At 75.0% G+C, this 20,105-nt stretch carries 18 protein-coding genes and 1 pseudogene; 8 read left to right on the forward strand and 11 right to left on the reverse strand.

Features of this window, described 5'->3' with window-relative positions:
• Positions 1-119: 119 nt before the first annotated feature.
• Positions 120-2,615, reverse strand: coding sequence for a helicase C-terminal domain-containing protein (locus AB0D66_RS16935; RefSeq protein WP_362303200.1), 2,496 nt, complete (start codon positions 2,613-2,615; stop codon positions 120-122).
• 85 nt (positions 2,616-2,700) lie between these two features.
• On the opposite strand from AB0D66_RS16935, the gene AB0D66_RS16940 reads away from it, so the two are divergent.
• Together AB0D66_RS16940 and AB0D66_RS16945 are read left to right on the forward strand one after the other, a co-directional pair.
• Entirely contained in the window at positions 2,701-3,747 is a 1,047-nt protein-coding gene (locus tag AB0D66_RS16940; protein ID WP_362303203.1) for a hypothetical protein, read from the forward strand.
• 162 nt (positions 3,748-3,909) lie between these two features.
• A complete protein-coding gene (locus AB0D66_RS16945) occupies positions 3,910-4,545 on the forward strand; it encodes an HAD family hydrolase (protein ID WP_362303206.1) in 636 nt (211 codons plus the stop codon).
• Positions 4,546-4,571: 26 nt separating this feature from the next.
• Here the strand turns inward: AB0D66_RS16945 and AB0D66_RS16950 are convergent, their stop codons facing one another.
• Positions 4,572-4,823 (reverse strand): hypothetical protein, encoded by a 252-nt coding sequence (locus AB0D66_RS16950; protein ID WP_362303208.1) that lies wholly within the window; start codon positions 4,821-4,823, stop codon positions 4,572-4,574.
• 178 nt (positions 4,824-5,001) lie between these two features.
• On the opposite strand from AB0D66_RS16950, the gene AB0D66_RS16955 reads away from it, so the two are divergent.
• Entirely contained in the window at positions 5,002-5,385 is a 384-nt protein-coding gene (locus tag AB0D66_RS16955; RefSeq protein WP_355825214.1) for a cold-shock protein, read from the forward strand.
• 81 nt (positions 5,386-5,466) lie between these two features.
• On the opposite strand, the gene AB0D66_RS16960 is transcribed toward AB0D66_RS16955, so the two are convergent.
• The 4 genes from AB0D66_RS16960 to AB0D66_RS16975 all read right to left on the reverse strand — a co-directional run bounded on the left by AB0D66_RS16960 (position 5,467) and on the right by AB0D66_RS16975 (position 9,391).
• Positions 5,467-6,336: a 1,4-dihydroxy-6-naphthoate synthase gene (locus AB0D66_RS16960; protein WP_362303211.1), complete on the reverse strand. Its 870-nt coding sequence runs from the start codon at positions 6,334-6,336 to the stop codon at positions 5,467-5,469.
• Positions 6,323-7,075: a futalosine hydrolase gene (locus tag AB0D66_RS16965; RefSeq protein ID WP_362303213.1), complete on the reverse strand. Its 753-nt coding sequence runs from the start codon at positions 7,073-7,075 to the stop codon at positions 6,323-6,325. Before AB0D66_RS16965 ends, AB0D66_RS16960 begins: the two co-directional genes overlap by 14 nt.
• 13 nt (positions 7,076-7,088) lie before the next feature.
• On the reverse strand, positions 7,089-7,577 hold the full coding sequence (locus AB0D66_RS16970; protein WP_069921361.1) for a hypothetical protein: 489 nt from the start codon (positions 7,575-7,577) through the stop codon (positions 7,089-7,091).
• A gap of 452 nt (positions 7,578-8,029) precedes the next feature.
• Complete coding sequence (locus AB0D66_RS16975; RefSeq protein ID WP_362303217.1) at positions 8,030-9,391, reverse strand: MFS transporter; 1,362 nt, start codon at positions 9,389-9,391, stop codon at positions 8,030-8,032.
• A 343-nt stretch (positions 9,392-9,734) separates the two neighbouring features.
• Here AB0D66_RS16975 and AB0D66_RS16980 point away from each other — a divergent pair, with 343 nt between their 5' ends.
• The 3 genes and pseudogenes from AB0D66_RS16980 (at position 9,735) to AB0D66_RS16990 (ending at position 11,781) form a co-directional block, all read left to right on the forward strand.
• On the forward strand, positions 9,735-10,652 hold the full coding sequence (locus AB0D66_RS16980) for a DUF3027 domain-containing protein (protein WP_362303220.1): 918 nt from the start codon (positions 9,735-9,737) through the stop codon (positions 10,650-10,652).
• A 66-nt stretch (positions 10,653-10,718) separates the two neighbouring features.
• A pseudogene (locus AB0D66_RS16985) lies at positions 10,719-11,300 on the forward strand (ATP-binding cassette domain-containing protein); the annotation flags it as partial.
• A 298-nt stretch (positions 11,301-11,598) separates the two neighbouring features.
• Complete coding sequence (locus AB0D66_RS16990) at positions 11,599-11,781, forward strand: AAA-associated domain-containing protein (protein ID WP_362303223.1); 183 nt, start codon at positions 11,599-11,601, stop codon at positions 11,779-11,781.
• A gap of 111 nt (positions 11,782-11,892) precedes the next feature.
• Here the strand turns inward: AB0D66_RS16990 and AB0D66_RS16995 are convergent, their stop codons facing one another.
• Positions 11,893-12,891, reverse strand: a complete 999-nt coding sequence (locus AB0D66_RS16995) for a WD40 repeat domain-containing protein (RefSeq protein WP_362303225.1) — start codon at positions 12,889-12,891, stop codon at positions 11,893-11,895.
• A gap of 77 nt (positions 12,892-12,968) precedes the next feature.
• On the opposite strand from AB0D66_RS16995, the gene AB0D66_RS17000 reads away from it, so the two are divergent.
• Positions 12,969-13,655 carry a GDSL-type esterase/lipase family protein gene (locus AB0D66_RS17000; protein ID WP_362303228.1) on the forward strand — a complete coding sequence of 229 codons (687 nt, stop codon included), beginning with the start codon at positions 12,969-12,971 and terminating at the stop codon, positions 13,653-13,655.
• A 33-nt stretch (positions 13,656-13,688) separates the two neighbouring features.
• Here AB0D66_RS17000 and AB0D66_RS17005 read toward each other — a convergent pair whose 3' ends face one another.
• Positions 13,689-14,006, reverse strand: a complete 318-nt coding sequence (locus AB0D66_RS17005) for a hypothetical protein (protein WP_362303230.1) — start codon at positions 14,004-14,006, stop codon at positions 13,689-13,691.
• A 262-nt stretch (positions 14,007-14,268) separates the two neighbouring features.
• On the opposite strand from AB0D66_RS17005, the gene AB0D66_RS17010 reads away from it, so the two are divergent.
• Positions 14,269-16,866 (forward strand): NACHT domain-containing protein, encoded by a 2,598-nt coding sequence (locus AB0D66_RS17010; RefSeq protein WP_362303233.1) that lies wholly within the window; start codon positions 14,269-14,271, stop codon positions 16,864-16,866.
• A gap of 95 nt (positions 16,867-16,961) precedes the next feature.
• On the opposite strand, the gene AB0D66_RS17015 is transcribed toward AB0D66_RS17010, so the two are convergent.
• From AB0D66_RS17015 to AB0D66_RS17025, 3 genes are all read right to left on the reverse strand, one after another.
• Positions 16,962-17,951: an aldo/keto reductase gene (locus AB0D66_RS17015; protein ID WP_362303236.1), complete on the reverse strand. Its 990-nt coding sequence runs from the start codon at positions 17,949-17,951 to the stop codon at positions 16,962-16,964.
• A 219-nt stretch (positions 17,952-18,170) separates the two neighbouring features.
• Positions 18,171-18,722 (reverse strand): RNA 2',3'-cyclic phosphodiesterase, encoded by a 552-nt coding sequence (gene thpR, locus AB0D66_RS17020; RefSeq protein WP_362303239.1) that lies wholly within the window; start codon positions 18,720-18,722, stop codon positions 18,171-18,173.
• A 36-nt stretch (positions 18,723-18,758) separates the two neighbouring features.
• Positions 18,759-20,099, reverse strand: coding sequence for an MFS transporter (locus tag AB0D66_RS17025; protein ID WP_362303241.1), 1,341 nt, complete (start codon positions 20,097-20,099; stop codon positions 18,759-18,761).
• Between the last annotated feature and the right edge of the window lie 6 nt (positions 20,100-20,105).

Below are 20,105 nucleotides of genomic sequence, written 5' to 3' on the forward strand. Positions count from 1 at the left end.
GTGGCGGGGCTGGGGGTGCCGGTGCGGCTCAGGGATCGGGGCTCCGCCCCGGGCCCCGCGCCTCAAACGCCGGCGGGGCTGGATTGTGGCGGGGGTGGAAGGGGGCTGGCGGGGGTGGGTCAGATGTGGTCTTCGGCCAGTTCTGCCACGCCCGTGATGCGGTGCAGGGCGTACGTGCGGACCTCGTCCGCCGTGTGGTCGTAGCCGGTGACGAAGCCGCCTTCCACGCGGACCGGGGCGATGACGCGCTGGCTCGCCGCGCCCTCCGCGTTCACGTAGCCGATCCACACCGCCGACCCCGTCAGCGCGGCCGCCTGTACCGTCGCGAGGGTCTCCGCCGCGCTCGTGCGCGGGAGTTCGCCGGGAGTGACCGAAGCCGAAGCCGAAGCCGTGACCGGCTCCTTGCGCACCGCCGTCGCCGCCACGTCGCCCGCGCGGATCGCGCGTACCGCCGCGCCCAGCAGGGTGTCGTCCGGCACCGGCGGGCCGTCCGGCACCGGTACGGGCGCCGAGCGCGCCGGGGTGCGGCGCGCGTCGGCCCGGGCCACCAGCACGTCCCCGGTCAGGGACTCCGCGGCGGGCGCGTACCCCATCGTCCGCAAGCCCTCCAGCAGCGTGGCGGGTTCGGCCTGCGCCGCCAGCACGGTGGGGGCGAGGCGGCGCAGGCCCAGCCCCGCCGAGCGCTTGTCGGCCAGGATCTCGCCGAGCATCGCGTCGTCGTCGCAGCGCACGTACGAGGAGGCCGCGCCGACCCGCAGGTGCCCGTGCCGCCGCGCGACGTCGTCGATCAGGTACGTCAGCGGCTGCGGGACGGGCGTGCGGCTGTGCTCCTTGAGGAAGGCGTGCAGGTCCGCGGCGGCGTGCCCGGCGTCCAGGGCCCGGCGCACCGACCCGGGCGTGAACCGGTACACCGTCGCCCCGCCCTTGGACTCCACGTCCGCGAGCACCGCCAGGGTGTCGCCGAGCGGGCGGCGCAGCGGGCCCGGGGCCACCGCCGTCAGGTCGGCCTGCAGCAGGACGTGGTCCACCGGCTCCGGCAGCAGCGGGGCCAGCAGCGGCGCCGGGTCGCGGTGCTCCAGCAGGGCCCGGCCGAACGCGCTGAGCGCGCCCCGGCCGGTGACGCCCAGCACCTCGGCCTCGGTCAGGGTCCAGTGCGCGAGGCGGGTGCGCAGGTCGCTCGTACCGCGCACGGGCCGCTCCCACGCCAGCCGGTCCAGCAGCGCGTCGGGCGCCGGGGAGCCGCCCTCCGGCAGCGCGGCGAGGAGTTCCAGGACGCGCCGGCGCACCTCGGGGGCGGCGGAGCGGTCGAGGTCGGGGCCGAGCGCGGACAGGGTGCGGCCCTTGCCGTCCTGCTCGCCGACCAGGCCGGCGGTCCGGGTGGCCGGCAGCCAGGCCGCCGCGAGCGCCGACCACCGCTCGGGGGGCGGCAGTTCGCACCAGTCGTCGAAGGCGGGGGTGGGGGCGTAGCGTTCGTCCGCCTCCCCGTCACTGGCCAGCAGCCCGGCCGCGTAGGCGAGTTCGATCCAGAACGCCGCCGTCGGCTCGGTGGTGTCCAGGACCGTCGCGGCCCGCTTCAGGTCCCGTACGGCGAGCCCGCCCGCGCGCAGCACCAGCGGAGCGGCGTGCTCCCAGGACTTCACCAGCTCCTCGACGGTGGACAGCGCGGCCAGCGCCTGCCCGGCGGCGTTCGCGTCCACAAGCTGTGGACGGTGCTCACGGTGCGCGGACACCGGCGGAGCCACCGGCGCGGTGTCCCGGTGCGCGAGGCCGCCGCGCAGGTGCAGCGCCACCTCGCGCGGCAGGACCACCGTCCGCGCGGAGGCGGGCAGCAGCAGCCCGTGGTCGCGCAGCCAGCGCACCGGCGCCGCCGGGTTCGGGGTCACCTCCCCGTACGGAGGCCCCCACACGAGCCGTCCGAGCACCTGGTGCGCCTCCGCCGGGGCCTCGTCCAGCAGCGCCGACATCCGCTCCGGGTCGGTGAACAGCCCGGTCAGCGCCGAGACCGCGGACACCGGGTCATGGGTGGCGGGCAGCCCGACGGCCGCCACGATCTCCTGGACCCGGGTCGGGGACATCCCGGACGTGGCCTCGGCGACGGTCGGGCCGAGGCCCGTCGGGGAGGGCCGCTGGGCGGCGGGCGCGAGCAGCTCGCGGGCGGTGCGCACCAGGCGCAGCCGGTCCTCGTCGCCCCAGACCAGGGCCTGGTCGCGCAGGGTGGCCACGGCCCGGGGGAGCGCGGCGCGCGCCCCGTTGTCGCGGCCGGTGGTGCCCTCCTGCCCGGTGAGCAGCGACTCCAACACCGGGTACGGGCACGGGTCCGGGGCCACCGCCAGGGCCTCGGCGGTCTGCAGCGCGAACCGGTCCAGCCGCTCCAGCGCCCGCACCACCGAGGCGCGGGTGCCGGCGCGGGTGGCCAGCTGGGTCACGTCGCCGGGCACCGGGCTGAGCAGGTCCGGGCGGGCGTGCAGCAGTGCGGCGAGCGCCGCGTCGTCGCGGGCGCGCAGCGCCTCGGCGAGGGAACGCGGGGCGCCCGTCGCGGCGCCCCCTGCGGTGCTTGCCTCAGGCACGGTCGTCGCCTCCTGGTCGCGTCGGCCGGTCAGTCGGCCGGTCCCCATCCGGCCAACGGTATCCGCTGAGCCCGCGGCCGCTCCACGGGCGCACGCGCTACCTTCGGGACAGGCGGTAAGGGAGGAGCCGGGCGTGGGGATCGAAAGCGACCAATTGGTCTACGAATATCTGAGCCGCGTCGGGGACTTGGCGCAGCAGCGGCAGCTGTCCTCCGGTGACCGGATGCGGCTCGTGGCGGGGCTGCGGGACGAGATCGACCGTCGGCGCGCCCGGTACGAGCCGGAGACCCCGGCCGCGGTGCGCGGCATCCTGGAGCGGCTCGGCTCGCCGGAGGAGGTCCTGGCCGGCCATGGCACCGCAGGGACGGGGTCCGCGCCGCTCCCTCCCGCCCCGGCCGTGCCCGCTCAGCGCGGGCCGCGCGGGCCGAAGCCGCCGAAGCCGCCGAAGCCGCCGAAGTCACGGGCGCAGCCGCCGGCGGAGCCGCGGAACGTGCCGCCCCACCTGGCCGGCCTGGACGAACTCGGCCCCTCGGGAGGGTCGGAGCCCGAGTGGTGGCGGCTCGGCCCCGGGGTGTACGGGGCGGGGCCGCAGGTCGAGGGGTTCGCGGGCGGCATCGAGTTCCCCGAGCCGGAGGCCGAGCCCGAGCCCGAGCCGGAGCCGGGGGCGGGCGAACCGGGGGCCGAAGCCGAGGCCAAGGGCAAGGGCGCGGCCGGAGCCGGGGCCGCGGCGGCGGAGTCGGGCGTACGGGGCCTCGTACGGTTCCTGCGGGAGCGGCGGCGGGCGAAGAAGGAGGCCGCGGCGGAGGCGGCCCCCGCCGCGGGGGCGGAGGCCGCGGCCGGCCCCCGGCCCCGGCCGAACGCCTTCCTGCTGTTGGCCGCGGCCGTCCTGCTCGCCGGTGTGGTCACCGGCTACTGGCTGCTGCTCGTCGTGGGCTGGCTGCTCCCGTACGCCTCGCGGGTGCTGGGGCCGGCCGAGCGCAAGTGGGCCGTCTTCGGGCCGCCGGGGGTGGTGGCCGCGGGGGCGGTGGTGTGGCTGTGGGGCCGGATGAACGAGCGCTGGGGGGAAGCCCTGCCGGAGGACCAGCTGAGCCATGCCCTGCACGGGATGTGGCCGTGGATGCTCCGGGTGGCCGCGGTCGCCTCCATCGTGTACCTGGTCTGGCGGGCGCGTCGGCGGTAGCCGGGGCCCGCCCGGGGGATCGGGTGCGGCGCCGCTGCGGGAGGCCGTGACGGGCGCGCCGGAGAGCGGGCGGGGCAGACATGCACCCATGTCTCCCGTGTCACCTGTACGTTCCCCGGCCGTAGGTCGCCGTCGGCCCGGGTGTCGGTCCGCCTCGGCACAATGGCGGGTATGAACCTCACCGTCGGCTTCGACCTCGATATGACCCTCATCGATTCGCGTCCGGGAATCAAGGCCGCCTACCAGGCACTCTCGGCCGAAACGGGCACGTTCATCGACGCCGACGCGGCGGTCACGCGGCTCGGGCCGCCGCTCGACGAGGAGCTGGCGTACTGGTTCCCGGAGGCCGAGATCCCGGCCATGGCGGACCGCTACCGCGAGATCTACCCCACATACGCGATCGAGCCGACCCCGGCGATGCCGGGCGCCCGCGAGGCGATCGAGGCGGTCCAGGCGCTCGGCGGCCGCGCGATCGTCGTCACCGCCAAGCACGAGCCCAACGCCCGCCTGCACCTGAAGCACCTCGGCATCGAGCCGGACGCCGTCATCGGCTGGCTGTGGGCCGAGGCCAAGGCCGGGGCGCTGCGCGAGTACGGGGCGCAGGTCTACGTCGGCGACCACGTGGGCGACGTGCGCGGCGCCCGCAAGGCCGGCGCGCTGTCCGTGGTGGTGCCGACGGGCCCCTGCCCGGAGCCGGAACTGCGCGCCGCGGGCGCCGACGTGGTGCTCGCCGACCTCACCGCGCTGCCGCAGTGGCTCGCGGAGTACGTCGCGGCCCAGCCCGCCCAGCCCGCCTAGGGCACGTACGGCTCCGCCGCCGCCGGCTACGCCTGTGAGGCGCGGGCCGCCCGGCGCTGGGCGGCCGCCGAGCGGAGCACCCCCGCCGCGGAGATCGCGAAGCCGACGCCCATCAGCATGCACACGGCCCACGCGTACGACGGGAAGGGGTCGAGGTCCAGGAACAGCGGGGCCATCGTCGCGAGCGTGGCCACGGCGCCCACGATGAAAACGATGCCGCCGGCCTTCACCAGGGCGTCGCCGGGCCGTGCTTCGTCGGCAGGAGGAGTAACAGTCACCCCACCAGGGTAGTTCCCTGGCCTGAGTGGCCGACGGCGAAGGACCGGGGAACGTCTTGTCACCGGGCCCTCGACCATTAGCCTGGAGGTGGCGGGTCACAGTTGACCCGCTGCACTGTTGTCCGGAGCCGTTCCACGGCACTTCGGACCCCGACGAGCACAAGGACAGAGGACGGACGTGCCTACCGGCAAGGTCAAGTGGTTCAACAGTGAGAAGGGCTTCGGCTTTCTCTCCCGCGACGACGGCGGCGACGTCTTCGTCCACTCGTCGGTGCTCCCTGCCGGGGTCGACTCCCTCAAGCCCGGCCAGCGCGTCGAGTTCGGTGTCGTCGCCGGCCAGCGCGGTGACCAGGCACTTTCGGTGACGGTCCTGGACCCGGCGCCGTCCGTCGCGGCAGCCCAGCGCCGCAAGCCCGACGAGCTCGCCTCGATCGTGCAGGACCTCACGACCCTGCTGGAGAACATCACGCCGATGCTGGAGCGCGGCCGCTACCCCGACAAGGTGCACGGCGCGAAGATCGCCGGCCTGCTGCGCGCGGTGGCCGACCAGCTCGACGTCTGAGCCGGCCGCACCACGACGGTGCCCCGCCCCTCGAGAGAAGGGCGGGGCACACGCATACGAGGGGCCGCCGCGGCCCCGGGGCTACGGGAAGGCCAGCGCACCGGGCGAAATGGCCGGTACCAGCCCCTCGGCCGCCGCCCGGGTCAGCAGCCCGCGCACCGCCGCGTAGCCGTCCTCGCCGAGGTCGGCGGTGAACTCGTTGACGTACAGCCCGATGTGCTGGTCGGCGACGGCCGGGTTCAGCTCCTGCGCGTGGGCCCGTACGTACGGGCGGGAGGCCTCCGGGTCGTCCCAGGCCATCCGCACCGACGCGCGGGCGGACTCGGCCAGGGCCTTCAGGGTCGCCTCGCCCAGCGAGCGCTTGGCGATGATCGCGCCGAGCGGGATCGGCAGGCCGGTCGTGGACTCCCAGTGCTCGCCCATGTCGGCCAGGCAGTGCAGCCCGTAGTCCTGATAGGTGAACCGGGCCTCGTGGATGACCAGTCCGGCGTCCACCCGGCCGTCGCGCACCGCCGGCATGATCTCGTTGAAGGGCAGTACGACCACCTCGCCCACCCCGGCCGGGAGCACGTCCGCCGCCCACAGCCGGAACAGCAGGTAGGCGGTGGAGCGTTCGCTCGGCACCGCCACCGTCCTGCCGCTCAGGTCGGGCCCCGCGCCACCGGCCAGGGCCGGGTCCTTGACGAGCACGAGCGGACCGCAGCCGCGCCCCAGGGCCCCGCCGCAGGGCAGCAGCGCGTACTCCTCGAGCACCCAGGGCAGTACGGCGTACGACACCTTCAGCACGTCCAGCTCGCCGCGCTCGGCCATGCCGTTGGTGATGTCGATGTCCGCGAAGGAGACGTCGAGGGCGGGCGCGCCCGGGACACGGCCGTGCGCCCAGGCGTCGAAGACGAAGGTGTCGTTCGGGCAGGGCGAGTAGGCGATCTTCAGCGGTTCACCGGTGCTCATGGCGTTCTCCCCAGTTCGCGAGTACGGGCCCCAGCGAGCGGAAGCCGTCGGCGAGGGCGGCGAGGGCGTCCCCGATCCGCCAGGCGGCACGGTCGCGCGGGCCCACGGCGTTGGAAACGGCGCGGATCTCCAGTACGGGCAGCCCGTGTGCGGCGGCCGCCTCCGCCACCCCGAAGCCCTCCATGGCCTCGGCCCCGGCCATCGGGTGCCGGGCGGCGAGCTCGGCCGCCCGGGCGGCGGTACCGGTGACGGTGGACACGGTCAGGACGGGCGCGAGCAGCGCCCCGGTGGCCTCGGCGGCGTGCGCGGCGAGCTCGGCGGGCGGCAGGTGCACGCTGTGCCCGAAGCCGAGCGCCCGCACGTCCAGGAAGCCGTCGGGGGTCTCGGCCCCCAGGTCGGCGGCGACGATCGCGTCCGCCACGACGAGGGAGCCGGGCGGGGCGGCGGGCTGGAACCCGCCGCCGATGCCGGCCGACACGACGAGCGTGTACGAGCCGAGGGCCAGGGCGGTGGCGGTGCCGGCGGCGGCGGCCGCCGGACCGACGCCCGCGACGAGCACGTCGAAGGCGGGGCCGGGGAGGTCCCCCGGGGTCCCCCCGGACGGAGTCCCGGCACGGGTGACGAGGTACCCGCCGGGAAGGGTGCGCGGCTCAGGACCCGGGGCGTCGGGATGAGGGCTCAGCCCGGCGGCGACGGAGTCTGCCTCCGCCGCCACCGCGGTCACGACGAGCGCGCGCACCGGTGCCGCCCGGTTACTTGAGCTTGAGGTTGAAGGTCCAGACGGAGAGCGGCTTGCCGTCCTCGGCGACCTGGACGAAGGCGAGCTTCTTCGAGGCCGGGGCCTCGCCCTGGCCGCCGGTCGCGAAGACGTCGGCGCCCGGGAAGCTGCGGTAGGTGTTCGAGGAGGGCTCCGTGATGGGCTGCCCGTCCAGGACGGCCTGCCACTTCTTGCCGTCCTCGACGACGTCCGGCTCGACGCCGAGGCGCAGCGTGTCGCCGCGGGCGTACTCGACGGTCTTGGCGTCCTTCAGGTTGGTGAGGCAGTCCTGGACCTTGTCCATGGACAGCGGCTCGGTGCCGCCGTGGCAGGCGGCTTCGGCGGACACCGACGAGGTGCCGACCGTCACGGTCGCCAGCGGTGTCGGCTTGTCGCAGGCGGAGAGGAGGAGGAGGCCGGCGGACACGGCTCCGAGGGCCGCGACGCTGCGGCGGGCCCTACCCGAGAAAAGCGGTGCGGTCATGAGCCGAAGGCTATCGGGCCGCTGGGCTGCGCCGCTGCACGGGGTCCCCTGGCCTGCGGCGCGCCGTTTCGCCTGCGGCTGTGCCCGGCCCACGACACGGGGCTCCGCCCCGCACCCCGCGCCTCAATCGCCGGCGGGGCTGGGTTCGGGTGCGGCGCCGCTGCCGGGGGCCAGCCCCCGGACCCCCGCGCCTCAATCGCCGGCGGGGCTGGGTTTGGCCCGCCCCGGACCCCCGCGCCTCAATCGCCGGCGGGGCTGGGTTTGGGCCCGCCCCCGACCTCCGCGTCTCGATCGACGGCGGGGCTGGGTTTGGCTGCGGTTGTCCGCGCGGCCACGCCGTACGCGGTGGGAGGCGACATCCAGCCCCTCCGGCGTTTGAGGAGCGGGGGTCCGGGGCGGAGCCCCGGTTGGTGGGCCGCGCCATGCGACGGGCGTGGTGGACGCCGCCCGGGTCACGCGACTCGGGGGCGGGGGGTGCCGGGCTGGTGGCGGGGGGCGTGCATGAAGCCGCGCAGGGCCATGGTCGTGCCGAGGGCGACCACGGCCGCGGCCACGGACATGCCCAGCACCCCGTTCAACGGCAGCGCGATCCCGATCGCGCCCCCCAGCACCCACGCCATCTGCAGCAGCGTCTCCGAACGGGCGAAGGCGGACGTACGTACCGCCTCCGGAACGTCCCGCTGGATCATCGCGTCCAGCGACAGCTTCGCCAGCGCCTGGCAGAAGCCCGCCGTCGCGCCCAGCACCGCCATGAACAGCCCGCTGAAGAACGCCGCCGCCAGCACCGCGACCCCGAGCGTCAGGCACAGCACCGCCGCGATGATCGCCTCCGGCGCCCTCGCCCGCAGCCAGGCCCCCACCGCCGTGCCGCACGCGTTCCCGACGCCCGCCGACACGCCGACGATGCCCAGCGACACCGCCGCGCTCTGCCCCGCCAGGGGATGCTCGCGCAGCAGGAACGCCAGGAAGAAGATCAGGAACCCGGAGAGCCCGCGCATCGACGCGTTCGCCAGCAGCCCGCACAGGACGGACCGGCTGACCGTCCGCAGCCCCGGCCGCCGCGAATGCGCCTCGTGCGTGGACAGCCGCGCCCGCCGCTCGCCGCGCGCCTCGTCCACCTTGTGCGGCAGCGTGAACGCCGCGACCGTGCCCCACACGAAGATCGCGCAGGCCCCGTACAGCGGCCACTGCGGGCCGATCTGGTGCAGTCCGGCCCCCACCGGCGCCGCCACGCCCGTCGCCAGCAGCCCGGCCAGAGTGACCCTGGAGTTCGCCTTGACCAGCGAGAACCGCGGCGGCAGCAGCCTCGGCACCACCGCGCTGCGCACGACCCCGTACGCCTTCGAGGAGACCAGCACCCCCAGCGCCGCCGGATACAGCTCCAGGCCGCCCGTGGCCACCGCGCCCGACATCATCAGCGCCAGCAGCGCCCGGGTCAGCATCGCGGCCGCCATCGAGGCCCGGCGGCCGTGCGGCAGCCGGTCCAGCAGCGGCCCGATCACCGGGGCCAGCAGGGTGAAGGGGGCCATCGTGATCGCCAGGTACAGGGCCACCCGGCCGCGTGCCTCGTCCGTGGGAACGGAGAAGAACACCGTCGAGGCCAGCGCCACCGTGATCATCATGTCGCCGGCGCCGTTGATGGCGTGCAGCTCGATCAGTCTGCCGAGGCCCGACTCACCGGCCCCGTGCGCGTGCGTGGCCCGCCGGATGCCGCGCGCCGTCCCCGTGAAGGGCAGGTGCAGGGCACGCCCCAGGGCCCGGCCGGCCCGCCTGGCCGGTCCCGAGCCGTCGCGGGACGACCGTACGGGTGCCACCTCGCCATAGTGCCCCACAGGTCCCTCCCGGACCCTCCCCGGCGTGTCGCGGGGTTCCTCGCCGGGCGGGCTTCTGCGCGAATCGGACCTTGCATGTGGGCCCCGGGCTTCGAAGGAGGTAGCGTGCGTAGCGCGCCACCGGCGGTTGCTCTTGGCCGCGCGCCTCTTCGCGATCCCGCAGAATGGATCGCATAAAGGTGCGCCCGGAGTCCGATCGGGTGCGGACGTCGACGCGGCCCTCTGGTCCGCTCCGCCCGTTCCACGTACGGACAGACCGACGGGTCGTTGTGGACGACAGTACGGACGGCGCACTCGTGAGACGGCGTAGGAGAGAACGAGACCAGTGAGTGCTGCGACGACGCGAAGCCGTACCCCGCGTACCCCCGACCGCCTGTGCGTCGAGGCGGTAGACCTCGCCCGCGCGGCCGCCGAGGAGGCCGCCTTCCCCGGTGTGGTGGGCGAGCACGTCTCCGCCGTGGCGGAGGGCGACCGGGTCGTCACGCACTTCTTCGAGTCCAAGGAGCCGGGCTACCGCGGCTGGCGCTGGGCCGTCACCGTGACCCGCGCCTCCCGCGCGAAGAACGTCACCCTCGACGAAACGGTGCTGCTCCCCGGCGAGGACGCGCTGCTGGCCCCCGAGTGGGTGCCGTGGAGCGAGCGGCTGCGCCCCGGCGACATGGGCCCGGGCGACCTGCTGCCCACCGACGCCGAGGACCTGCGGCTGGAGCCGGGCTGGTCGGGCGAGGACGCGCCGCCGCCGAACTCGGTGGTCTCCGCGGAGATGGCCGAGCTGGTCGAGGCGGAGGACGCGGACGTCACCGACCGCGCGGTGGTCCCGGTCCGCGGGTCCATCACCTCGGTGGCCGAGGAACTGGGCATGCGCCGCGCCCGGGTGCTCTCGCGGTACGGGCTGCACAGCGCGGCCGACCGCTGGGACGAGTCGTTCGGCGCGAAGACCCCGATGGCGCAGGCCGCCCCGGCCTCCTGCGTCTCCTGCGGGTTCCTGGTCGCGATCGGCGGCTCGCTGGGCCAGGCCTTCGGGGTTTGCGCGAACGAGTTCAGCCCGGCCGACGGGCGGCTGGTCTCGCTCTCGTACGGGTGCGGCGGTCACTCCGAGGCCGCCGTCATGCCGGCCCCGCTGCGGCCGGCCCCGCCGGTGCTCGACTCGATGGCCACGGACGAGTTCCCCCTCCGCCCGTCCCCTGACACGGGCTCGGTCCCCACGTCCGACCTCCCCGCCGCCGACCTGGGCCACTCGTAGCCCCAGCCCCCTCCCGGGGCCGGCCCCCGGGAGGGGCGCCGCACCTGTGCGGGTACCCCCGGTTGGATGGCTCGGGCGGCGGCCCGGGAGGGGCCGTGGTCCGCTGGGCGCGATGGAGACCGCGCGCCCGGACACGCCGCACACCGGTCAGGCCGCCCCGGCGAAGGGCCGCCTGACGTGGGCGGACCTCGCCGTGGCCGCAGCGGTGCTGGTGCTCTTCTCCCTCGCGCTCCAGGTCGGCAAGGGCACGACGGGTCCTACGCGGGCGCGGACGGCGAACTGCCCGTGTTCGGCGGCATCGACCTGGAGATCCGCGAGGGCGAGATCGTGGCCCTCCTCGGCAAGTCCGGCAGCGGCAAGTTCACCCTGCTGCGCTGCCTGACCGGCCTGATCCCCGCCAGCTCCGGCTCCGTCACCTACCGGGGCGAGGAACTGCGCGGCGCCAACCCGGGCACGGCGATGGTGTTCCAGACCTTCGCCCTGCTGCCCTGGCTGACCGTCCGGCAGAACGTCGAACTGGGCCTGGAGGCCAAGGGGGTGGGCCGCGAGGCGCGGGCCCGCCAGGCCGTCGAGGCGATCGACCTGATCGGCCTGGACGGCTTCGAGTCGGCGTACCCCAAGGAGCTCAGCGGCGGGATGCGCCAGCGCGTCGGCTTCGCCCGGGCGCTCGTCGTCGAGCCGGACGTGCTGATGATGGACGAACCGTTCTCGGCGCTCGACGTGCTGACGGCGGAGATCCTGCGCGGCGAGCTGATGGAGCTGTGGGCCTCCGGCCGCTTCCCCGCCAGGGCGGTGGTGCTGGTCACGCACAACATCGGGGAGGCGGTGCTGATGGCCGACCGGGTCGTCGTCTTCGGCTCGCGCCCCTACGGCACCATCAAGGAGACATTCGCCGTCGACCCGCGAGGTCCCGCTGGTCCGCCTCATCGACACCACCCTGCGCAGGTTGCGCGGGGCGCGGCCGCGGGCCGGCTTCTTCCGCGACCTGCTGTCGCACCACTACACGAGCGAACAGGTGGAACAGCAGCTGGAGACGGCCACCGACTGGGGCCGCTACGGGGAGCTGTACGGCTACCACGCGGACGCGCAGGAATACCGCCTGGACGAGGACCCCGCGCCCCGGCCGTGAGCACGTGCGGCGCCGCTGAACCCGCCGGCCCCCGGGGGGGTCGGGGCGCGGGGGCCCGGGGCGGAGCCCCCGGGCGGGGGCGCCGCCGGCTAGTCCGCGGAGCCCCGCCGGCTAGTCCGCGGAGCCCCGCCGGCGGAGCAGGCGCTTCGCGGCGAAGACCAGGCCCAGGGCCCCCGCGAGGACGAGGGCTCCCGTGCCGAAGCCGCCCGGCGGCTCCGGCACGGGCGAGGCGCCCGGCCCGGCCCCCGGCTGCGGCGGCGCCGCCGAGGCGGCCGCTGCGGCCAGCGGGACCGCGATGACGCGGCTGGCCCCGCCCTCCGTCCCGAACATCAGCGCCGAACCGTCCGCCGTGTACGTCACCGACTCCGCCTGGCCCTGCCACGGCGCGTCCAGCCGGTCGCCCTCGCCCTGCGGCAGCCCGTCCTTCCAGGCGTACGTACGGGCCGTGAAGTACCCCCGCAGGGCCAGCCGGCTTCCGTCGGGGGCGAAGGCCCCGTCCGTCACCCACGGCACGCCCGCGACCCGCCGGAACACGTTCGGCCCGCTCCCGGACAGCCGCTCCGGACCCTCGTACAGCCCGCCCGTGCTCTCGTGCTTGCTCGCGATGTACACCCGGCCCGTCACCGGATGCACCATCAGCGCCTCCGCGTTCCGCGGCCCGTCCGCGTACCGCACGGTGAACTGCGCCGCCTTGACCGTGACATCGCCCAGCTGCTTCGGCTCCGGGAAGCGGTAGATCCACACGTGGTCCCAGGTGCCGTCCTTGTTGTCCCCGATGTCGCCGACGTACAGCTGCCCGTCCGGCCCCAGCGAGATCGCCTCGACGTCCCGGGGCCGCCCGATGCCCGTCAGCGTGACCCGCGCCACCGTCTTGCCGGTCGCCGAGTCCACCGCGTAGACGTACGGGCCGTCGTCGCTGTCGTTGTGCGTCCAGTACACGCCCGGATGGATCCGGCTGGCCGCCAGCCCGCTCGACTCCTTGATCCGCGGATCGGTGATGGTGAAGGAGGACGCCCCGGGAACCTCCGACCCGGCCGCGAGGGCGGACGACGGCGGCAGCAGGGCGAGTACCAGGGCGGCGGAGGCGGACGACAACGGCAGCAGGCGCATACCCCCAGCCTGCCAGCCCGCCCGGGCGTGTCCGGCATCACAGGGGCTCGGGTCGGGTGATCCGCGATGATGACCGGATGCGTTTCATGTTCGTCGGCGACTCCATGACCATCGGACGCGCCGGCGACTACACCTGGCGCTACCGGATGTGGCAGCACCTGGGCTCCACCCCCGGCGGCCCGTACGAGATCGTCGGCCCCCGCCGCGAGCTGTACGACACCTCCGCCGACGCGCCCACCAGCCAGGCCTACGCCGACCCGGACTTCCCGCAGGACGCCCGCCGCCACCTGGCCGGCTGGGGCGAGGGCTGGCAGCACATGGCCCCCCTGGTGGGGCCCGCCGCCGCGGCCGGCCGGGCCGACGTCCTGCTCGTCTCCCTCGGCCTGATCGACCTCGGTTTCTACACCGGCGCCGAGGACACCGCCGCCAACGTCCGCCGCTTCGTCGAGGCCGCCCGCCAGGCCCGCCCCGGCATCCGGATGGTGCTGCTGCCGGTGATCCCCAACATCCGCGCCGAGGAGGACGCCCCCTTCGCGGCCGAGGTGGCCCGCTTCAACGAGCTCCTGGCGAAGGCGGTGGCCGATCTGACCACCGCCGCCTCGCCGATCCTGCTGGGCGCCCGCCCGGACGCGTACGACATCCACCGCGACACCTACGACGGGACCCACCCCAACGCCTCGGGCGAGCACCGCCTGGCGGGCGAGTTCGCGGCGGTCCTCCACCAGGCCTGGGGCATCGGCGGGCCCTACCAGCCGCGGGGCTAGCCCAGACGGGGCAAGCCCCTACCGGCCGCGGGACTAGCCCCCCGCACCCGGCTCCGTACCCGCACCCGGCTCCGCTCCCGAACCCGCACCCGGGCCCGCGGCCGGCTGCTGCGCCCGCCTGACCTCCCTCAGGTAGTCCAGGGCCTGCTGCCCGGAGACCTCGCCCAGCAGCCGGTCCTCGTGCAGCCCGCGGCGCGCTTCGTTGCGGGCGCCCACGAGCGCCTCGGCCCGCAGCACCAGCAGGCCGCCGAACACCAGGGCGGCGAGCACCCACCAGGGCGCCTCGGCGAGGACGCCCAGCGCGGCCGTCAGCAGGCCGCCGAGGGAGGCGAGGAAGCGGGGTGCGGTCATCGTGGACTCCTCGAAGGACGGTCAGGGCAAGGGGACTTCGGCGGATCCGCCAACAAAGCCGCCGAACCTGGCGGTTGGCCGTACAGGCGACGCCCGGCTGGCCAAGATGGTGGACCGGGCAGGGACGCGGACACCCGGCGCCGCGGCCGGCGGCGACTTCCGGCGACACCGTTTCTACGCCCGCCGAAGGCCTCCGACCAGGGGCTTCGGGCAACGGTGAACGAGTGAACGCCAATGAACGGGCCCCGGACGAGGAGAGCGCATGGCAGGACCTGGGGGAGCGCGCCCGAAGGGCCCGCAGCGTCCCGATCCGGCGGCGGCCGCACCGGAGTTCCGGTCCTGGGCGGCGCTCATGCGCCGTGTCCACGACGAGCTCTACCTGGAGCTGGAACCGGCGGACCGCCCCTCGGTCAGGGCGCTGGCCGAGGCGGCGCACCTGAGCCCCGGCTACGTCTCGGAGGCGTTCGCCGGCAAGCGGCGCCCGGGGCTGAGCGCCTTCCGCTCGATCGTCGGGGCACTGGGCGGGGACCCCCGTGCGTGGGAGCCGCGCTGGCACCGGGCGCAGGCCCGGCAGCAGCCGGCGGACGGGGAGCCGCCGCCCGCGCCCCTTCCCGGGGTCGCGGACGACAGCCCCGAGGGCCCCGGCCCCGACGGGGCGGTGCGGCCGCTGCCGGGCCCCGGCGCGGAGCTGCGCCGCTACCCCGTACGCCGCTTCGTGCGGGCCGTCCTGGCGTGGGCGGCGGCGGTGTTCGCCTTCCCGGTGCGCGCCCGCAGGGACAAGCGCGCGGTGCGGATGCGGCGGCGGCTGATCAAGCAGGTCATGGAGAGGGCGGCCGAGGACCTCGAGCGGGCGGAGGCCCACCACTACCTGGAGCCGCGGTTCGTGATCCTCGAGGAGCCGGAGCCGGAGCACGCCGGGGGCAGGCGCCGGAGCAGGGCGCACCGGCGGGCCGAGCTCGTGCCGGTGCCGACCCGGGTGAGCAGCGTCCGCGCGCTCTACGAGGACCTGGACGAGCTGGTGGTGCTGGGCCGGCCGGGCATGGGCAAGACCACGCAGCTCGCCCGGCTCGCCCACCGGCTGGCCGAGGAGGCCCTGGCCGGGGACGACGGCAGGGACCCTGCCCGCATCCCGGTCTACCTGCGCCTCGACAGCTACCGGGGCGAGCCGATCGAGGAGTGGCTGGCCGCCGCGATGAGCAGGTTCCAGGGCGTCTCGGGGGTGCTGGTGCGCACCTGGCTGGACGAGCACCTGCTGCTTCCGGTGCTGGACGGCCTGGACGAGGTGCCGGAGGCGGACCGGGCCCGGTGCGTGCGGGAGCTGCTGCGCCTGCGCGAGCTGTGCCCCGGCATGGCCGTCGGCTGCCGGACGGACGAGGGCGACCTGCGTCGCCTGGTCCGCGGTCTGCGGGCGCTGCGCTACGTCGAGCTCCAGCCGCCGACCCGGCAGGACGTCCAGGCCTTCCTCAACGCCGACCGGGCGGCCCTCGCCGACGTGCACGCGGCGCTGGAGGAGAACCCCGACCTGTGGCCGCTGCTGCAGTCGCCGATGATGCTGCACGTCATCCGCGTCGCCTACGCCAACCGGTCGGCGGACGACCTGCGTCTGGAGGGCGGCAACGCGGAGCGCCGGAGCCGGATCTTCGACGCCTACCTGGCGCAGTGCCTGCGGCGCGAGCGTCCGCGGCCGGACGAGGCACCGGAGCGGACGCTGACCTGGCTGACCTGGCTGGCCCGGACGCTCACCGCACGCGGCGAGCACGTCCTGTACCTGGACCGGCTGGACCTGAGCTGGCTGCCGCGCCGCGAGGGGGTCCTGCCGCGGGTCGTCCCGACCGTGGCCATGGCCGCCTGCGCCCTCGGGATACCCGTGCTGTGGGTGGCGGCGGCCGACCGGGCCGGGGTGCTGCACGCAGACGCGGCGGGCGCCGCGGCCGTGGCCCTGGCCATGGTGTGCAACACGGCGGCGCAGGCGTTCAGGTCGGACGAGCATTTCCTGCGGAAGCCGGAGGGCGAGGACGCGGACGGCCGGGGCCGGCGCGGAGACCTGGTGATCCCCATCAGGAACAACGGCGTGACGATGGCGGTCATCCTGTTCTGCCTGCTGCTGACGGGGGTGGACCTGGCGGCACCGGGACCCGTCGTGGTGGCGCTCGCCTACCTGTGGGTCATGACCACCCAGATGGAAGGCGCCCTCACCGACGTCTTCTCACCCGTGGAGCAGCTGCGGTGGACCTGGCGGCGCCGTGAGCGGGCGGTCTTCTCGCCGGGCGCGTTCCCGGTGAAGCGCATGGCCCTGTCGGCCCTCGTGTGGATCGCCGTCCAGGCCCTGGTCGGCTACGTCGTCCACCTGCTCTGCCCGGACCCCGCGTGGATCGCCCCGGTCGCGGCCTTCGCGCTGGGATGGGCCTACGTGCTGGGCAACCAGTTCGAACCCTCGCTGCAGGACCGGCGCCCCCGTCCCAACGAGGGGGTCCGCCGCACGGTCCGCTTCTCCCTGGTCCACGGGTTCGCGGGCCTGGTCGTGGCCGCGGTGCTGCTGACCGCGCTCATCGGACTGGCCGCTCCCGGACAGGGCCTGCGGCGCGCGGGCTTCGTCGCGGCCCTGCTGGGCCTGCTGTTCGCCGTGGTGCGCGGCTTTCGCTACGGGGGACTGGCGGTCGTCCGCCACTGGACGATCCGCGCGGTGCTCGCCCGCCGGGGGCGCACCCCCTACCGCTACCGGCGCTTCCTGTACACCGCCGAGCAGCGCATCCTGCTCTTCCGCACGGACAGCGGGTTCTTCTTCCCGCACCGCCTGATCCAACTGCACCTGGACACCAGCGCGGAGGAGCTGCTGCCCCGGGTGGTGGCCGCGCCGTGAGCGCCCGCGCCGGTGGGCGGGCCGCGCCGTGAGCGCCCGCGCCGGTGAGCGGGCCGCCGCCCCGGAGAGGGGGCGGCGGCCGGGGCTCGGCGCGATCACCAGGCGAAGGCCTCCGGGGACGGGCCGGGGCCGGGGAAGATCTCGTCCAGACCGGCCAGGACCTCCTCGCCCAGCTCCAGTTCCAGCGCGCGCAGGGCGCTGGTGAGCTGCTCGGAGGTACGCGGGCCGACGATGGGGCCCGTCACTCCGGGCCGGGTCAGCAGCCAGGCCAACGCCGTCTCGCCGGGTTCCAGGCCGTGCTTGTCGAGGAGGTCCTCGTACGCCTGCACCTGGGCCCGCACCTCGGTGCTGGCCAGCGCGTCCGCCGAGCGGCCGGAGGCGCGGCGCCCGCCCTCGACCTCCTTCTTGATGACCCCGCCCAGCAGGCCGCCGTGCAGCGGGGACCACGGGATGACCCCGAGTCCGTACTCCTGGGCGGCCGGGATGACCTCCATCTCGGCGCGCCGCTCGGCGAGGTTGTACAGGCACTGCTCGCTGACGAGCCCGACCGCGCCGCGCCGGGCGGCGGTCTCGTTCGCCTGGGCGATCTTGTAGCCGGGGAAGTTGGAGGAGCCGGCGTAAAGGACCTTGCCCTGCTGGATCAGGACGTCGACGGCCTGCCAGATCTCCTCGAAGGGGGTCCGGCGGTCGACGTGGTGGAACTGGTACAGGTCGATGTAGTCGGTCTGGAGCCGCTTCAGGCTCGCCTCGACGGCCCGCCGGATGTTCAGCGCGGAGAGCCGGTCGTGGTTGGGCCACGGGTCGCCGTCGCCGGCCATGTTCCCGTAGACCTTGGTGGCGAGGACGGTCTTGTCCCGGCGGCCGCCGCCCTGGGCGAACCAGGTGCCGAGGATCTCCTCGGTGCGGCCCTTGTTCTCACCCCAGCCGTAGACGTTGGCGGTGTCGACGAAGTTCAGGCCTGCGGCGAGTGCCTCGTCCAGGATGCGGTGACTGGTGGGTTCGTCGGTCTGCGGACCGAAGTTCATCGTGCCGAGAACGAGTCGGCTGACCTTGAGTCCGGTGCGTCCGAGCTGCGTGTACTTCATGAGCCCCTAGCCAACTGCTTCGAGTCCACTCGAAGCAAGGGGCGCTTACTGCCCCACGGCGGCCGCCACGGCGACGACGACGAACATCAGCACGAGCACACCGGCCATGACACGGTTTCTGGTCTTGGGATCCACCCGTCGAGCCTAACGCGGCCGCCGCCCCGTCCCGTACGCGCACTCCCCGGCCCGGCCCGGTCCCGGCCCCCGGCCCCGGCCCGGCTAGCCCTCCAGCGGCCAGGCCCCGGCGGTCTCGTAGCGGGGCTGCTCCCCGGGGACCCCGCCGACCGGCAGGTTGCTGCGCACCAGGCTCAGGGTGTCGGCCTGCCAGGGGGCGCCCTCGAAGTCGGCGAGGGCGTCGAGGTAGGGCCGCAGCGGCGCGCCTTCGCGGGAGCGGGCCAGGGTGAGGTGCGGGGTGTAGCGGCGGTGCTGCTCCATGGGCACCCCGGCCCGCCGGGCGGCGGCGTCGGCGCGCTCCGCGAGCAGCCGCATCCCGTCGAGGTCCCCGGCGGCGCCGATCCACAGCGCGCGCTCGCCGAAGTGGCCGGCGCCGTGCAGGCGCAGCGGGAACGGTGCGGTGCGGTGCGCGGCGCGGGCCAGCCGGGCGTGCAGGTCGGGCAGCAGCCGGTCCCCGACCTCGCCCATGAAGGCGAGCGTGAAGTGCCAGCCGGCTTCGCCGGTCCAGACCAGCCGGTCGTCGCGCACCGTGCGCACGGCCCGGGCGAGCTCGGCGACGGCCGCGTCGGGCGGCAGCACGGCCGCGAACAGTCTCATGGCGCGGAGCCTAGCGGCCGCCGTCCCGCCCGGGGGTCAGGCCGCCGGGACCAGCGCGGGCTCGCGGACCGCCGGGACGAAGGCCACGCCGTGCCGGTTCACCCGCAGCCGCAGGTTGCCCACGCGGGCCAGGACCACCGCGACGGAGACGGAGGCGAGGAGCGAGATCACACCTCCGGCGGCCATCCCGATCCGCGCCCCGTAGGTGTCCGTGATCCAGCCCAGCAGCGGCGCGCCCAGCGGGGTGCCGCCGGTGAAGACCATCATGAACAGGGCCATGACCCGGCCGCGCATCTCTGGGTCGGTCGCCATCTGCACGCTGGAGTTCGCCGTCACGTTGACCGTCAGCCCGAAGATCCCGATCGGCACGAGCAGCGCCGCGAACAGCCAGAAGCCGGGCGCGAAGGCGGTCACGGTCAGCAGCACCGAGAACAGCACGGCCGCCGCCACCAGCAGCCGCAGGCGGGAGTGCCCGCGCCGGGCGGCGAGCAGGGCGCCCGCCAGGGAGCCGGCCGCGATCAGGGTGTTGAAGAGCCCGTAGGTGCCGGCGTCCCCGTGGAACACGTTGCTCACGTAGGCCGACAGCCAGATCGGGAAGTTGAACCCGAAGGTGCCGATGAAGCCGACGAGGACGATGGGCCAGACCAGCTCGGGCCGGCCGGCGACGTACCGCAGTCCTTCGCGGAGCTGCCCCTTGGCGCGGGGCCGCGGCTCGACCGGGTGCAGTTCGCCCGTCCGCATCATCAGCAGGCCGGCGATGGGCGCGGCGAAGGACAGCCCGTTCAGCAGGAAGGCCCAGCCGGAGCCGACCGCGGTGATCAGCACACCGGCGAGGGCCGGGCCGACCAGCCGTGCGGACTGGAAGTTGGCCGAATTCAGACTGACGGCGTTGGCGACCTGGTCCTTGCCGACCATCTCGGGGACGAAGGTCTGCCGGGCCGGGTTGTCGACGACGGTGACCAGGCCGAGCAGGAACGCGGCGAGGTAGACGTGCCAGACCTGGACGTGTCCCGCCAGGGTGAGCACGGCCAGGGCGATGCCGGTCAGGCCCATCGCGGTCTGGGTGACGAGCAGCAGCGGCCGCTTGGGCAGCCGGTCGGCGAGTACGCCTCCGTAGAGCCCGAACACCAGCATCGGCAGGAACTGCAGGGCGATGGTGATGCCGACGGCGGAGGCCGAGCCGGTCAGGGAGAGGACCAGCCAGTCCTGGGCGATCCGCTGCATCCAGGTGCCGGTGTTGGAGATGACCTGGCCGGTCGCGAAGAGCCGGTAGTTCCGGATCTTCAGCGAGCTGAACATGGAGTTCTTGCCCGCGGGGGGAGTGTCGGGGGTGGATATGTGGCCGGGTGCGGAGTCTGCTCCGTTTCCCGTACTCAAAAGCTT

Origin of the sequence: Streptomyces sp. NPDC048270 (genome assembly GCF_040652335.1) — a bacterium.
Taxonomy (GTDB): domain Bacteria; phylum Actinomycetota; class Actinomycetes; order Streptomycetales; family Streptomycetaceae; genus Streptomyces.